This is a genomic window from Lysobacter sp. F6437 (assembly GCF_052547215.1).
The window spans coordinates 28,903-42,187 of record NZ_JBQWRB010000003.1 but is presented as its reverse complement, the minus strand read 5'-3'; the positions used below and the strand labels follow the sequence as shown (position 1 = coordinate 42,187).

Annotated in this window: 11 protein-coding genes; 3 read left to right on the top strand and 8 right to left on the bottom strand. The window is 68.4% G+C overall.

Features of this window, described 5'->3' with window-relative positions:
• Positions 1–65 precede the first annotated feature (65 nt).
• Entirely contained in the window at positions 66–866 is an 801-nt protein-coding gene (locus ACT9F5_RS10355; protein WP_445119877.1) for a TSUP family transporter, read from the bottom strand.
• 78 nt (positions 867–944) lie between these two features.
• Here ACT9F5_RS10355 and ACT9F5_RS10350 point away from each other — a divergent pair, with 78 nt between their 5' ends.
• Entirely contained in the window at positions 945–2,981 is a 2,037-nt protein-coding gene (locus ACT9F5_RS10350; RefSeq protein WP_445119876.1) for a transglycosylase SLT domain-containing protein, read from the top strand.
• A 212-nt stretch (positions 2,982–3,193) separates the two neighbouring features.
• On the top strand, positions 3,194–4,420 hold the full coding sequence (locus tag ACT9F5_RS10345; protein WP_445119875.1) for a multifunctional CCA addition/repair protein: 1,227 nt from the start codon (positions 3,194–3,196) through the stop codon (positions 4,418–4,420).
• Positions 4,421–4,574: 154 nt separating this feature from the next.
• On the opposite strand, the gene ACT9F5_RS10340 is transcribed toward ACT9F5_RS10345, so the two are convergent.
• The 3 genes from ACT9F5_RS10340 to ACT9F5_RS10330 all read right to left on the bottom strand — a co-directional run bounded on the left by ACT9F5_RS10340 (position 4,575) and on the right by ACT9F5_RS10330 (position 8,837).
• Complete coding sequence (locus tag ACT9F5_RS10340; protein ID WP_445119874.1) at positions 4,575–7,088, bottom strand: TonB-dependent receptor domain-containing protein; 2,514 nt, start codon at positions 7,086–7,088, stop codon at positions 4,575–4,577.
• A gap of 130 nt (positions 7,089–7,218) precedes the next feature.
• A complete protein-coding gene (locus ACT9F5_RS10335) occupies positions 7,219–7,641 on the bottom strand; it encodes a VanZ family protein (RefSeq protein WP_445119873.1) in 423 nt (140 codons plus the stop codon).
• Positions 7,638–8,837 (bottom strand): SAM-dependent methyltransferase, encoded by a 1,200-nt coding sequence (locus ACT9F5_RS10330; protein ID WP_445119872.1) that lies wholly within the window; start codon positions 8,835–8,837, stop codon positions 7,638–7,640. The genes ACT9F5_RS10335 and ACT9F5_RS10330 overlap by 4 nt, the downstream gene beginning before the upstream one ends.
• Positions 8,838–8,997: 160 nt before the next feature.
• Between ACT9F5_RS10330 and ACT9F5_RS10325 the strand changes: the two genes are divergently transcribed.
• Positions 8,998–9,729 carry a pteridine reductase gene (locus ACT9F5_RS10325; RefSeq protein ID WP_445119871.1) on the top strand — a complete coding sequence of 244 codons (732 nt, stop codon included), beginning with the start codon at positions 8,998–9,000 and terminating at the stop codon, positions 9,727–9,729.
• A gap of 116 nt (positions 9,730–9,845) precedes the next feature.
• On the opposite strand, the gene folK is transcribed toward ACT9F5_RS10325, so the two are convergent.
• The 4 genes from folK to tsaD all read right to left on the bottom strand — a co-directional run bounded on the left by folK (position 9,846) and on the right by tsaD (position 13,195).
• The gene (gene folK, locus ACT9F5_RS10320; RefSeq protein WP_445119870.1) at positions 9,846–10,328 is read right to left on the bottom strand and encodes a 2-amino-4-hydroxy-6-hydroxymethyldihydropteridine diphosphokinase; all 483 of its coding nucleotides are present in this window, start codon (positions 10,326–10,328) and stop codon (positions 9,846–9,848) included.
• Complete coding sequence (locus ACT9F5_RS10315; protein ID WP_445119869.1) at positions 10,325–11,668, bottom strand: mechanosensitive ion channel domain-containing protein; 1,344 nt, start codon at positions 11,666–11,668, stop codon at positions 10,325–10,327. The genes folK and ACT9F5_RS10315 overlap by 4 nt, the downstream gene beginning before the upstream one ends.
• A gap of 2 nt (positions 11,669–11,670) precedes the next feature.
• Positions 11,671–12,030 (bottom strand): dihydroneopterin aldolase, encoded by a 360-nt coding sequence (gene folB / locus ACT9F5_RS10310; RefSeq protein WP_445119868.1) that lies wholly within the window; start codon positions 12,028–12,030, stop codon positions 11,671–11,673.
• Between the two features lie 142 nt (positions 12,031–12,172).
• Positions 12,173–13,195, bottom strand: coding sequence for a tRNA (adenosine(37)-N6)-threonylcarbamoyltransferase complex transferase subunit TsaD (gene tsaD, locus ACT9F5_RS10305; protein ID WP_445119867.1), 1,023 nt, complete (start codon positions 13,193–13,195; stop codon positions 12,173–12,175).
• Between the last annotated feature and the right edge of the window lie 90 nt (positions 13,196–13,285).

Here is a 13,285-nt window from a genome sequence, read left to right as displayed (position 1 = left end):
CGTTTGTAAGCATTTTGTGAAACAACCGCAATGGTGTGTATTTACGCCAGATTCAGCAAAATTCGTCAGCCCGCCAGCAAGAGGCTCAGGGCCATCGCGATCAGGAACACCACGAAGACCCGCTTCAGCACATCCCCATGCAGGCGGTGCGCCAAACGCGTGCCCCATGGCGCGGCGAGTACCGACGCCACCGCTACGCCGATCGCCGCCGGCAGGTACACATAGCCGATCGCATGTTCCGGCAACGCCCCGGCCGGCGCGTGCAGCGCGTAGCCGAGCGCGCTGGCCAGGCCGATCGCGACGCCGCAGGCCGACGAGGTGCCCACCGCGCGCACCGGCGCCAGCCCGCGCCACACCAGCAACGGCACGGTCATGCTGCCACCACCGATACCCACCACCGCCGACAACCCTCCGATGCCGACGCCCGCGGCGCTCATCGGCAAGCCCCGCGGGGCCGTCGCCGAACCGTCGCGGTCGGCACGTGGCCGGCTGAAATGCAGCTGCGCCGCCGCCAGCAGGCAATAGCCGGCGACGATGTAGCGCAGCACGTCGTCATCGATCCCGACCGCGATGCCGCTGCCAAGCCAGCCACCGAGCAGCAGCCCGGGCACCATCCACGCGACCGTCGGCCACGACACGCTGCCGCGCCCGGAGTGCGCGCGCGCCGAGGCGGCCGCGGTCAGTACGATGCTCGCCAGCGAACTGGCCAGGGCCGCGTGCATCGCCGCCTCGGGAGGCACGCCGAGCAGCGGCAACAACCACGACAATGCGGCGACCAGCACCAGCCCGCCGCCGACCCCGAGCAGCCCGGCCAGCACCCCGGCAACGATGCCGAGCAATGGAAAAAGCAGCCATTCGATGGGCATTCGGGCTCCAGCAGGTGCGGTTCGTGGCGTGAAAAAATCGGGCGCAGGCGTTCATTCTCGCCCCGTTATAGTCGGCCGATGCTCCCCCGCCCGCTGCCAATCGTACTCGCCGCACTTGCGACGTCGTTCGCGACCATCGCCTGTGCCCAGTCCACGCCGGTACCGCCCGCGCAACAGGTCGCCAGCGCGCCAGTGCAGAAGCCGCGCCCGGGCGCGCCGATCAAGCCGCAGGTCGATCCGCGACAGGCACGCGTCGCCGCCGCGATCCAGGCCGCCGAACTCGGCAACTTCGACGCCACCAGCTACGGCGACCTTGCCGACCATCCGCTGTACCGCTGGGTCGAATACGCCAGCCTGCGTCGCAACATCGATGACGTGACCGAAGCACGCGCAACCGACTTCCTGCAGCGCTACAAGGGCGAGGCGGTGGCCGAGGAATTCCGCGAGTTGTGGTTGGCCGCAAGCGCACGCCGCGAGGATCCCGCCGCCTTCCTCAAGGCCTGGGATGACGAGGTGACCAGCACCAAGCTGCGGTGCGCGCGGCTGGATGCGCAACGCACGCTCGGACGCACCAATGCGCAGTGGACGAGCGATGCACAGGCGATCTGGAACGGCAGCGAGGGCAAATCGTTGCCCGACGACTGCGATCCCGTCTTCAACGCGCTCGCCGAACGCGGCGGCCTGACCGACGCGATGCGCTGGCAGCGGATCGAGGAAGCCGCCAACGAATGGCAACCCGGCGTGATGCGTGCCTCGGCGCGTGGCCTGCCGGCCGATCAACAGGCGCTGGCAGACGATTACGCCGCCTTCATCGACGCACCGCACCCGCGCGCGCTGTCCTGGCCGAAGACCGACCGCAGCCGGCTGGTCGCGTCGCAGGGCCTGGCCAAGCTGGGCAAGGCCGATCCGGACCGTGCCGAGGCGCTGCTGCCACAGTACGCCAGCGCGCTGGGTTTCACCGAGGCCGACCGCGGCCGCGCGATGTACATGATCGCGCTGTGGACGGTGGCCTCGTACCTGCCCGACTCCGAGCGCCGGCTCAACGCCGTGCCCGCCGCCAGTTACGACCCGCGCCTGCACGAGTGGCGCGTGCGCGAAGCGATGTCGCGCTCCGACTGGCCGGCTGCACTCGTCGCGATCCGCAAGATGGGCGACGAGCAGCGCAGCGACTCGACCTATGAATACTTCGAAGGCCGGCTGGCCGAGCTGACCGGCGACAAGGCCACCGCACGGGCGCGCTATGCCGCTGCCGCGCGCGAACCCGAGTTCCACGGCTTCCTCGCCGCCGACCGCATCGACCAGCCGTATGCGCTGTGTCCGTGGGAAGTGCAGGCCGACGCCGCAACGCTCGCCACGGTCGCCAACAACCCCGCCTTGCAGCGCGCGATAGGGCTGCACCTGCTCGGCCGCCATGGCTGGGCGGTGGAGGAATGGGCCGAGGCGACCGAAGGTTTCAGCGACACCCAGCGCCAGCTCGCGGTCAAGATCGCGCAAGCCAACGGCTGGTTCGACCGCGCGGTGTTCGCGCTGGGCAGCGGTCCGCGCGAGCGGCAGCTCTATACGCTGCGTTTCCCGCTGCACCACGACGCGACGATCCGCCGCGAGGCCGAACGCAACGCTATCGATCCGGCCTGGGTCGCGGCCGAGATACGCGCCGAAAGCATCTTCAACCCGAAGGCGCGCTCCGGTGCCAATGCGATGGGCCTGATGCAGGTTTTGCCGGCCACGGGCGCGGCGGTCGCGCGCCGGATCGGACAGCCCTGGGGTGGGACGCAGAGTCTGTACGACGCGGACACCAACATCGTGCTCGGCACGGCGTACCTGCGGCAGATGCTCGACGAATACGGCAACAAGCCCTACTTCGCGATGGCCGGCTATAACGCCGGGCCGACGCCGCTGGCGCGCTGGCAGTCGCAGCGGCCGGGGATGGATCCGGACTTCTGGATCGAGACGATCAGCTATGCCGAGACCCGCGATTACGTAGCGCGGGTGCTGGCTTTCAGTGTGATCTATGACTGGCTGCTGGATGGTGATGCGTTGAGGTTGAGCGATCGCATCGAGGGGCGCACGGACGGACCGCGCAAGCAGTTCGAGTGCCCTGCGGGTAGTTCGTAACTCGCGGGGCTGGCGGCTGGGAGTAATTCCGGGCCTCGGAGTCCGCGCAGGAGGCGCGCGAGGGGGCATTGCTGCGCCCTCCGGACGGCTGTCCTGCCTTTAGTCGGGCCGCCGGCCATCCATGGCCGGCTCTCCGCAATGCCCCCTCGCGCGCCTCCTGCGCTATCTCGCGGATCGGGCATCAGGAGCGGTCGGCAGGCATCATGATTTCCATGAAGACCTTTCTTGTCGGCGGTGCGGTACGCGATCGATTGCTCGGGCTGGAGCCGGGGGATCGCGACTGGGTGGTGGTCGGGGAAACACAGGCATCGATGGAAGCGGCCGGCTTCAAACCGGTCGGGTGGGACTTCCCGGTGTTCCTGCATCCCGACAGCGGCGAGGAATATGCGCTGGCGCGGACGGAGCGCAAGTCGGGCCGTGGTTACCGAGGCTTCGTGGTTGATGCGGATCCTTCGGTGACGCTGGAGCAGGACCTGAGCCGTCGCGACTTCACCATCAATGCGATCGCGCAGGAAGCGGACGGCGGGCTGGTCGATCCGTTCGGCGGCGCGCGCGATATCGAGGCGCGGGTGCTGCGGCATGTCGGCGACGCGTTCGTCGAGGATCCGCTGCGGGTGTTGCGTGCGGCGCGGTTCATGGCGCGGTTCGCGACGCTCGGCTTCCGCGTCGCCGACGAAACGATGGCGTTGATGGGGACGATGGTCGAGTCCGGCGAACTGGCCGAGCTGGTGCCGGAACGCGTGTGGCAGGAGCTGCGCCGTGCGATCGCCAGTGAACGTCCGTCGGCGTTCCTGCGCACGCTGCACGATTGCGGCGCGCTGGCGGTGGTGCTGCCGGAGGTCGATGCGCTGTATGGCGTGCCGCAGCGCGCGGAATACCATCCGGAAGTCGATACCGGTGTGCATGTCGAGCTGGTCTGCGACATGGCCGCCAAGCTTGCGCCCGGTGACGACCTGATCGGCTTTGCCGCGCTGACCCATGACCTCGGCAAGGCGCTGACGCCCGACGATGTGCTGCCGAAGCACATCGGCCACGAGCAGGCCGGCGTCGCTCCGCTGCGGAAACTGTGCGAGCGCCTGAAGATTCCCACCGGGCACCGCCAGCTGGCCGAGATTGCGTGCCGCGAGCACCTCAACGTGCACCGGTTCGACGAATTGCGCGCGAGTACCGCGGTGAAGCTGATCGAACGTTGCGACGGGTTTCGCAAGCCGGAGCGGATCGGACAGCTCGCCACCGTCTGCGAAGCCGACAAACGGGGTCGTGCGGGGCTGCAGGACCAGCCCTACCCACAGGCCGACGCCCTGCGTGCCGCGCATGCCGCCGCGCGCGCGGTGCGTGCGGTCGACCTGCCGGCCGGACTGGAAGGTCCGGCGATCGGGGAGGCGATGCGCAAGGCGCGGATCGTTGCGGTGGCTGCCGCGACCGGGAAGAAGCTGTAATCCCCGTCGACCGAAATTCCCTCCCAGTGTAGGAGCGACGTAAGTCGCGATTTCCTCGACACCCGGGATCGCCGTGCGATCGCGACTTACGTCGCTCCTACACGAGGCATCTCATCGATGGCCGGGCGGCCCGGAAACCACCCGGCCAACGCCATCAGAAACGGTAGTCCATCCGTACATACCAGCTGCCGCCGTTCATGCCGAACGGCATCGTCTCCCAGCCGTACTTGAAACCCATCTGCGGGAACGGCGCGCCGGTCACCGGATCCCACTTGTCCGGGTACTCGTCGAAGATGTTGTTGCCGCCGACACTGAGCTTGAGGCTGTCGCTGACCGCGTAGCGCACGCCGAGATCGAACAGCGCCTTGCCGCCCCAGGTCTGCTTGACGCCCGGCGTGAAGCCTTCACCGCTGACCGAGCCGAAGTAGTTCCCGCGTGCAGTCCACTGCCACGCACCGGTTTCGTACACCGCCTGCAGCACATGGTGCGCGCGCGGTTGGCCCTGTTCGATCAGGGTCACCTGCGGGTCGTCGAACAGTTGCTCCGGCGACAGGATCGGTGACTGCGAGCGGCGCTCCAGCACTTCGGTCTTGTTGAAGTGGACGAGCGCGGTCAGGTCGAGCGTGGCCCCGCCATCGAACGCGGTGTTGTGGTTGGCGACGAAGTCGACGCCGGTGGTGCGGGTGTCGATCGCGTTGGTGAAGAACAGCACCTGGCCGACCCCGATCGGGTCGAGGATCGCGCTGATCGGGCAGTTGCCGTTGTCGGCCGCGCACGGCTGGCCATCGGTGCCGACCGCTTCGGGCTGGATGTTGCTGGAGAAGATGATGCGGTCGTCGATGTCGATCCGGAATACGTCCATCGTCAGCGACAAACGCTCGTTGGGCGTGTAGACGAAACCGAGCGTGCCGCTGGTCGAGGTTTCCTCGCGCAGCGGCTGGATCCCAAACGCGCGGGTGACGTCACTGTCCTGGCGGGCGGTCAGGGTGTCGGTCAGCACGCCCTCGGCATTGAGGTTGGTCGAACGCTGGCTGTAGAACAGTTGCTGCACGCCGGGTGCGCGGAAGCCGGTCGACATGGTGCCGCGCACGGCGAACGCATCGGTCGCATCGAAGCGTGCCGACAGCTTGCCGATGGTGGTGTTGCCGAAGTCCGAGTAGTCCTCGAAGCGGACCGCGCCACCGAGCAGGAGACGCCCGGTCAGGTTGGTCTCGGCATCGAAGTACACCGCCATGCTGTGGCGGCCCTCGTCGACCGCCTCGTCGGGCGAGAAGCCCGGGAAACCCTGCATGCCGGGCTGGGCGACATCGCCGGTTTGCCCGGTGATCACGATGTCGCGGTCGTTGCCGCGGCCGTAGCTGTAGGACACGAAGTCGCCGGCCTCGATCTCGTAGTTGTCCTGCCGCCATTCCACGCCGGTGGCGAGATACAGCAGGTGCTCGTTGACCCCCTCGACGCTGCCGGTGAAGTCGAGGTTGAAGGTGGTCTGGTCGAACCGCAGCGTGCCGGTGTCGGCGGTGGTCGGCGATTCGCCGTAGATCCCGGCGGCGGGATTGGCCGGGTCGATCGGTTCGTACCACCAGCTGACGTTGGCCGAGTTGCCTTCGCTGAAGCCGAACTCGCTGCGTCCGTGGTTGACCGACACATCCATGTCCCAGCTGCTGTCGCCGAGTGGCGCCTTGTAGCCGGCCGCCAGCGAGGCGTCGTCGACCGTGGTCAGGATGGTCGGCAGGAAGCCGTCGGGGTACAGCTCGGGCACCGTGCGGTTGTCGTCGGGGCCGCGGAAGAAGCCCGACGAGTTGCCCTCACGCTGCGACAGGCCGCCGAACGCGTACAGCTCGCCGGCGCCCAGCGGCACCGCGGAGTTCAGCCACAGGTAGGCGTCGGTCGCATCCGAATCGCCCAGGCGCTGGGTCACGCGCGGCGGGTTGACCCGCAGGCTGTCAGGGCCGGCGCGATTGGTCTCGCCACGGTCGCGGTACTCCGCCGACAGGTTGACGAATCCTTCGCCGAGCGCCCAGCCGGTGTTGACCGAGCCGTGGGCGATCTCGCCGTCGCCGGCATAGGCCTGGCCACCCATCAGCGACACATCGGTGTGGTCGGTCTGGCGCTTGAGGATGATGTTGATCACCCCGGCGATCGCGTCGGAGCCGTATTGCGCGGCGGCGCCGTCGCGCAGCACTTCGATGCGCTCGATCGCCGACAGCGGGATCGCGTTGATGTCGGTACCGGCCGAGCCGCGGCCGATGGTCTGCTGCACGTTGACCAGCGCCTGCTGGTGGCGGCGCTGGCCGTTGACGAGCACCAGCACCTGGTCCGGCCCGAGCGCACGCAGGGTCGCCGGTCGCAGGATGTCGGAACCGTCGCTGACGAAGGTGCGCGAGAAGTTGAACGACGGTTCCAGCGTCTGCAGGATCTGGCCGACCTCGAGCGCGCCGGTGGCGTTGAGCTCTTCCTTGCCGATGATGTCGACCGGAGCGGCGGTGTCCTCGGCGGTACGGCCGCGCACGCGCGAGCCGGTGACCTGTACCGCGTCGAGGTTGGTTGCGCTGGGCTCCGCCGGGTCGGCCGGGCTGGATTGCTGGGCGGATGCGACGGGCGCGATGGCATGGGCAGCGAGTATCGCGGCCACGCCCAGCGCCAACCGGGTGTGGTTGATGACGGACATGCTCGGTTCCTTGAGGTGGTTGACGGACTTCCCCTGTTCCGCGGCAAGCCTCCGGCAAGCCGCGCGTGCGCGCAAGCGGCAACGACGGGTGTCACAGTTTTCTGCGGACGGAGCCGACCGCGTGGCGTGGTTATGCGCGCGACCCGAGGCGTGTGTCGAGTCGCTGCAGCCATCGCGCCATCGGCGTGGCCGTGACGCAAAGTCCGGCCAATGCACCCAGCGCGTTGGCCATCGCGTCGGCGCTGTCACCCAGCCGGTCGGCCGTCCACGCCGATTGGGCAAACTCGATCGCGATGCCGAAGACGATCACGCCCAGCGCCGCCAGTGCCTGCGGCCGCATCCGCGCGAACAGCATTACCGCGTACGCCGACAGCAGTGCGTAGCCGAAGAAGTGCTCGACCTTGTCGAAGCCGTTCGACACCGTCGGCAAGTCGCCCGCCGGTAGCAGCGAGCCGACCGCGACCAACAGGAACAACATGCCCCATACGGCCAGCCATGTTGCCGGGCGATGGAACTCGCGCAGCAGCGGTCGCGGCGACTGCGCGGAGCTCACAATCGGTAGCTCAGGTCGCCGGCCAGGAACGCGGCGCCGAACTCGATGTCCTTCTCGAAACCGATGACCTGGAAGCGCTCGCCCATCTCGCTGGGCAGGGTCAGTCGCTTGACCTCGTTGCCGCGTCGCTGGCGCTCGTCTTCGTCGTCGATCTTCTCGATGCGTTGCAGCACCCCGGCCAGGCCGTTGCCGAGAAGGAAGCTGGCCTGGTTGCAATAGCCGGCGAAGTCGAAGCCGGCGGCCACGCCGGCCTCGGCCAGCGCGGTGAAGTCGACCGACGCGGTGATGTCCTGAAGGCCGGGCCACAGCAGTGGTTCGGCGTGCATGCGGTGGCGGTAGTAGGCACGCAGGGTGCCGTCGCTGCGGTCGGGCTGGTAGTACTCGGCGCGTGGATAGCCGTAGTCGACGAACAGCATGGCGCCGCGCTGCAGGCCGCCGGCGACCGCCTGGATCCAGTACGGCAACTGCGGCAGCACTTCGGAACGGTAGCCGTCGGGCAGCGTGCGCTCGAGTTTTCGTTCGACGTGGCGCACTGCGTTGGCCAGGAACGGATCGGCCGGGCGCAGCACGCGGACGCGCTGGCCGGCTTCGATCGCGACGTGCTCCTCGTACACCTCGCCCGCCTCGATCGCGAAACGCGGCGTCGGCAACGCATCGATCACCTCGTTGGCGAACAGCACGCCCTGCCAGTCGTCGGCGAATGGCGCGTCGAGCCACTCGACCAGGTCGAACAGTGGCGGCACCAGGCGCTGCGAAAGGCGCTCGCGCTGGCGCTCGCGCAATTCGGCGCTGGGCTCGAGGATCGCGAACCGGTCGGGCAGCGCATCGAGTTCCAACAGCCGCTTGAGCGCGGTCTCGGCGAAGGCGCCGGTGCCGCCGCCGAGTTCGAGAACGCGCGCCTGTGGCCCGATCTGCTGCAATACCGGGGCGATGCTCTCGGCCACGCAGGCGGCGAACACCGGGCCCAGTTCGGGCGCGGTGACGAAATCGCCGGCCTCGCCGAACTTGCTGGCGCCGGCACTGTAGTAGCCCAGCCCCGGGGCGTACAGGGCCAACTCCATGAAGCGCGAAAAGGGAATCACGGCGCCATCGGCGGCGGCGATCTGGGCGTCGATCAGGGCATCGAGCCGGGCGCTATGGGCGAGTGCGTCGGCATCGGGCGATGGCAGTTGGAAATCGGTCACGTTGGCGTCCATCCGGATACTCGCGCAGGATACCTGCGTAGGAGCGGTTTCAGCCGCGACTTGGAGTCGGTTCGAGTCAACGATTATCCGATCGCGGCTGAAGCCGCTCCTACAAGAGCCCTTTGCGCTGCAACTCCCGAATCCGCGAAAATCCACCATCAACGGAGGCCCAATGCCCGCTCCACCCGTCGCCCTGATCACCGGTTCGGCGCGACGCATCGGCGCGGTGATCGCCCGCACCCTGCACGCTGCCGGTTACGACCTCGCGCTGCACTGCCGCCACTCGCGCGCCGAGCTCGACGCGCTGGCCGTCGAACTGGAAGCCGCCCGCCCGGGCAGCACGCTGCTGCTGCAGGCCGACCTGGCCGAGTTCGACCGGCTGCCGGAACTGCTCGCGCAGACCGTGGGCCGCTTCGGCCGGCTCGACGCGCTGGTCAACAACGCCTCCGGCTTCCAGCCGACCGCGGTCGGCTCCACCACGCCGGCGCAGTGGGAAGCGCTGTTCGCCAGCAACGCGCGCGCGCCGTTCTTCCTGGCCCAGGCCGCGGCGCCACACCTGCAGGCCAGCGGCGGTTCGATCGTCAACCTGGTCGACATCTACGCCGAGCGGCCACTGCGCCAGCACACGGTCTACTGCATGGCCAAGGCGGCGCTGCTGATGATGACGAAATCGCTGGCGCTGGAACTGGGGCCGCATGTCCGGGTCAACGCGGTGTCACCCGGTGCGATCCTGTGGCCGGAGGGCGACGGCAACGGCGCCGCGCAGGACGCGATGCTGGCGCGCACGCCGCTGGGCCGTACGGGTACGCCGGAGGAAGTCGCCGAGGCGGTGCGCTGGTTGCTGCAGGATGCGACGTACAGCACCGGGCAGGTGTTGCACCTGGATGGCGGGCGGCTGTTGTAGGAGCGGCTTCAGCCGCGATCTGGAGTCGGTTCGAGCCAACGACTATCCGATCGCGGCTGAAGCCGCTCCTACAACACCCCGGGAAGTCCGGTCGGAGCCGCTCCCCACCCGCGAAGTTACAGCGACACGACCTCAAACGCCGTATCGCGCTCGGCATGCACCGCCCACAGCTGCGCCAGCGTTCGCCCGTCGCCGGGCACCATCACCCCGGCGGCGATGTCGACCAGCGGCTTGAGCACGAAGGCGTGCTGCAATTCCGGCCGCGGGATCCGCAGGTTGCCGGGCCCCGACAGCACCCGGTCGTCGAACAGCACGATGTCGATGTCGAGCGTGCGATCGCCGTGTCGCGGTCCGCTGCGGTCGCGCCCGTGCGAATCTTCCAGCGCATGCAGCCAGTCGTTGAGCGCGGTGGGCTCAAGCCCGGTCTCGATCACCGCCGCGGCGTTGAGAAAATCATTGCCATCGAAACCGACCGCACGGGTACGGTAGACCGGCGACAGCACCACGGTGCCGAAGCGCCGGTGCAGCACGTCGATCGCGCTGCGCAGGTTGGCCTGCGGTTCGAGGTTGCTGCCGAGGCTGAGGTAGGCGCGGCTCATGCAGTCGCGGGCGATCCCGGGGGTGGTGGCGCATTGTCCGCCGGTGCATCGGTGCCGTCACCCATGGCGGCGGCGTCCTCTCCGACGCCGCCCAGCCGCGCCAGCGCAGCCGCCACGTCGGCGCCGCCGGGCGCCTGGTACAGCTTCAAGCCGAACTCCGGCAGCACCGCCAGCAGGTGGTCGAAGATGTCGCCGGCCAGATTCTCGTAAGCCACCCAGCCGACGTCGGCCGAGAAGCAGTAGATCTCCATCGGCAAGCCGGTCGGCCCGGGCGCTAGCTGGCGCACCATCAGCGTCATGTCCTGGTTGACCCCGGGGTGCGCGCGCAGGTACGCGGTGATGTAGGCGCGGAAGGTTCCGAGGTTGGTCGCGCGGCGGTTGTTGACCGGATCCTTGCCGGCCGCCTCCAGCTTGGCGTTGTATTCCTCAAGCTCCGCGCGCTGGTCGTCGAGGTAGCCGTCGATCAGCGCGATCCGGCGCAGGTGGTCGCGTTCGGCCTTGTCGAGGAAGCGCACCGAGTTCTGGTCGATCAGCAACGAGCGCTTGATCCGCCGGCCGCCCGACTCCTGCATGCCGCGCCAGTTGCGAAAACTCTCGCTGATCAGCCGGTGGGTCGGGATGGTGCTGATGGTCTTGTCCCAGTTCTGCACCTTGACCGTGTGCAGGCTGATGTCGATCACGTCGCCGTCGGCGCCCTGGCTGGGCATCTCGATCCAGTCGTCGACCCGCAGCATGTCGTTGCTCGACAGCTGCACCGACGCCACCAGCGACAGGATGGTGTCCTTGAACACCAGCATCACCACCGCGGTCATCGCACCCAGGCCGGTCAGCAACACCAGTGGCGACCGATTGATCAGGGCGGCGACCATCAGCACCGCGGCAATGACGTAGACGATCAGCTTGACCAGTTGCAGGTAGCCCTTGATCGGCCGCTCGCGGGCACGCTTGCCGTCCTTCTCGTAGATGTCGTTGAGTGCGTTGAGCAGGTTGCCGATCGCCATCGCGATGGTCAGCGCGACGTAGGCTTGGGCGACGTTGCGCACCACGATGACCAGCAGTTCCGGCAAACCCGGCACCGCGCCGATGCCGGCGAGGATGATCAGCGCCGGCACCACGTTGGCCAGCCGCGCCAGCACGCGGCGCGACATCAACGCATCGTCCCAGTGCGTCGGCGAGGCCTGCGCCAGGCGGCCGACCACGCGCAGCAGCACCTGCCGGGTCAGCCAGTTGGCGATCCAGGCGCCGAGCAACAGGGCGAGGAGACCGAGCGCGGCCAGGGCGTGGGGATAGCCGGCCAGCGGCTGCAGCAACGCGTTGTTGAGATCGAAGGAATTTTCCATCGCTACAGGGTAGCGGCCGAACGCTCGATCATCACCCCGACCGCGCGCGCACCGCGTACCGCACCGGGCTTGCTCAGCTTGAGCGTGACGTGCTGCACGTCGAATTCATCGAGGATGATCGCCGCAACGCGCTCGGCCAGGGTCTCGACCAGTCCGAACTCGGACGCCGATACGTATTCGATCACCCGCTTGCTGACCGCCTTGTAGTTGAGCGTGTCATCGATCGCGTCGCTGGCGGCCGGGACGCGGTTGTCGAACGCCATCTCGATGTCGAACACCAGCGGCTGGCGGATGCGCCGCTCCCAGTCGTAGATGCCTATCAGCGCGTCGATCTGCAGGCCTTCGATGAATACCTTGTCCATTGCGATTTCCATAGCTGGTTGATGCATGCCGGAGCTCTTGTAGGAGCGGCTTCAGCCGCGATCTGAAGTCGGCGCGGGCGAACGACTATCCGATCGCGGCTGAAGCCGCTCCTACAACGCCCGGACCCCGCGTGAAACGTGCTCACACCGCCGGCAGCGTCGCCATGTCCCAGCGCGGCGTCACCATCACCGACGCGTTCTCATGCTGGCCGGCCTGCAGCCGCAGCGCGCCGGCAAACGCGATCATCGCGCCGTTGTCGGTGCAGAACTCCGCTCGCGGGAAGCACACCCGGCCGCCGCGGCGCGCGGCGATCTGCTCCAGCTTCGCCCGCAGGCTGCGATTGGCGCCGACCCCGCCGGCCACCACCAGGGTCTCGCAACCGGCTTCGTCCAGCGCGCGCTCGCACTTGATCGCGAGGGTGTCGACCACCGCCTCCTCGAACGCGCGGGCGATGTCGGCGCGAACCTGCTCCGACTGGTCGCTGTCGCGCCACGCCAGCAGCACCTGCGTCTTGAGCCCGCTGAAGCTGAAGTCGAGCCCCGGCCGGTTGGTCATCGGTCTCGGAAACTTGAACGCACCGGCCATGCCCTGCCCCGTCAGCGCGGCCAGTTGCGGGCCGCCGGGATACGGCAGGCCCATGAGCTTGGCGGTCTTGTCGAATGCCTCGCCGGCGGCATCGTCGAGGGTCTCGCCGAGCAGCCGGTAGCGACCGATCGCCTCGACCCCGACCAGTTGGGTATGGCCGCCTGACACCAGCAGCGCCACGAACGGCGGCTGCGGGCGGCTGGACGGATCACCTTCCATCAGCGGCGCCAGCAGGTGTCCTTCCATGTGGTGGACCGCGACCGCCGGCTTGTCCAGCGCCCATGCCAGCGACCGCGCGACCCCGGCGCCGACCAGCAGCGCGCCGACCAGCCCCGGCCCCGCGGTGTAGGCGACGCCATCGATGTCCTCGACCGCCATCCTCGCCTCGGCCAGGGTCTGGCGCACCAGCGGCAGCAGCTTGCGCACGTGGTCGCGGCTGGCCAGTTCCGGCACCACCCCGCCATACTCGGCGTGCAGCGCGATCTGGCTGTACAGCGCATGCGCGCGCAGGCCGGCGTCGGTGTCGTACACCGCCACGCCGGTTTCGTCGCAACTGGTTTCGATGCCAAGGACTCTCATCGGGTGGATATGGGGGCGGCGGGGTGTAAAGGGTAGCCCGGCCGGGGGCGGGGGTGCTCTACGGTGACCTTTGGCGAGGATCAAAAGCGG

Excerpts from the sequence above, each read along its gene's own strand:
- folB (WP_445119868.1), bottom strand. The coding sequence starts at position 12,030 with ATGGACAAGGTATTCATCGAAGGCCTGCAGATCGACGCGCTGATAGGC.
- ACT9F5_RS10350 (WP_445119876.1), top strand. The coding sequence starts at position 945 with ATGCTCCCCCGCCCGCTGCCAATCGTACTCGCCGCACTTGCGACGTCG.
- ACT9F5_RS10325 (WP_445119871.1), top strand. The coding sequence starts at position 8,998 with ATGCCCGCTCCACCCGTCGCCCTGATCACCGGTTCGGCGCGACGCATC.
- tsaD (WP_445119867.1), bottom strand. The coding sequence starts at position 13,195 with ATGAGAGTCCTTGGCATCGAAACCAGTTGCGACGAAACCGGCGTGGCG.
- ACT9F5_RS10355 (WP_445119877.1), bottom strand. The coding sequence starts at position 866 with ATGCCCATCGAATGGCTGCTTTTTCCATTGCTCGGCATCGTTGCCGGG.
- ACT9F5_RS10345 (WP_445119875.1), top strand. The coding sequence starts at position 3,194 with ATGAAGACCTTTCTTGTCGGCGGTGCGGTACGCGATCGATTGCTCGGG.
- ACT9F5_RS10315 (WP_445119869.1), bottom strand. The coding sequence starts at position 11,668 with ATGGAAAATTCCTTCGATCTCAACAACGCGTTGCTGCAGCCGCTGGCC.
- ACT9F5_RS10330 (WP_445119872.1), bottom strand. The coding sequence starts at position 8,837 with ATGGACGCCAACGTGACCGATTTCCAACTGCCATCGCCCGATGCCGAC.
- folK (WP_445119870.1), bottom strand. The coding sequence starts at position 10,328 with ATGAGCCGCGCCTACCTCAGCCTCGGCAGCAACCTCGAACCGCAGGCC.
- ACT9F5_RS10340 (WP_445119874.1), bottom strand. The coding sequence starts at position 7,088 with ATGTCCGTCATCAACCACACCCGGTTGGCGCTGGGCGTGGCCGCGATA.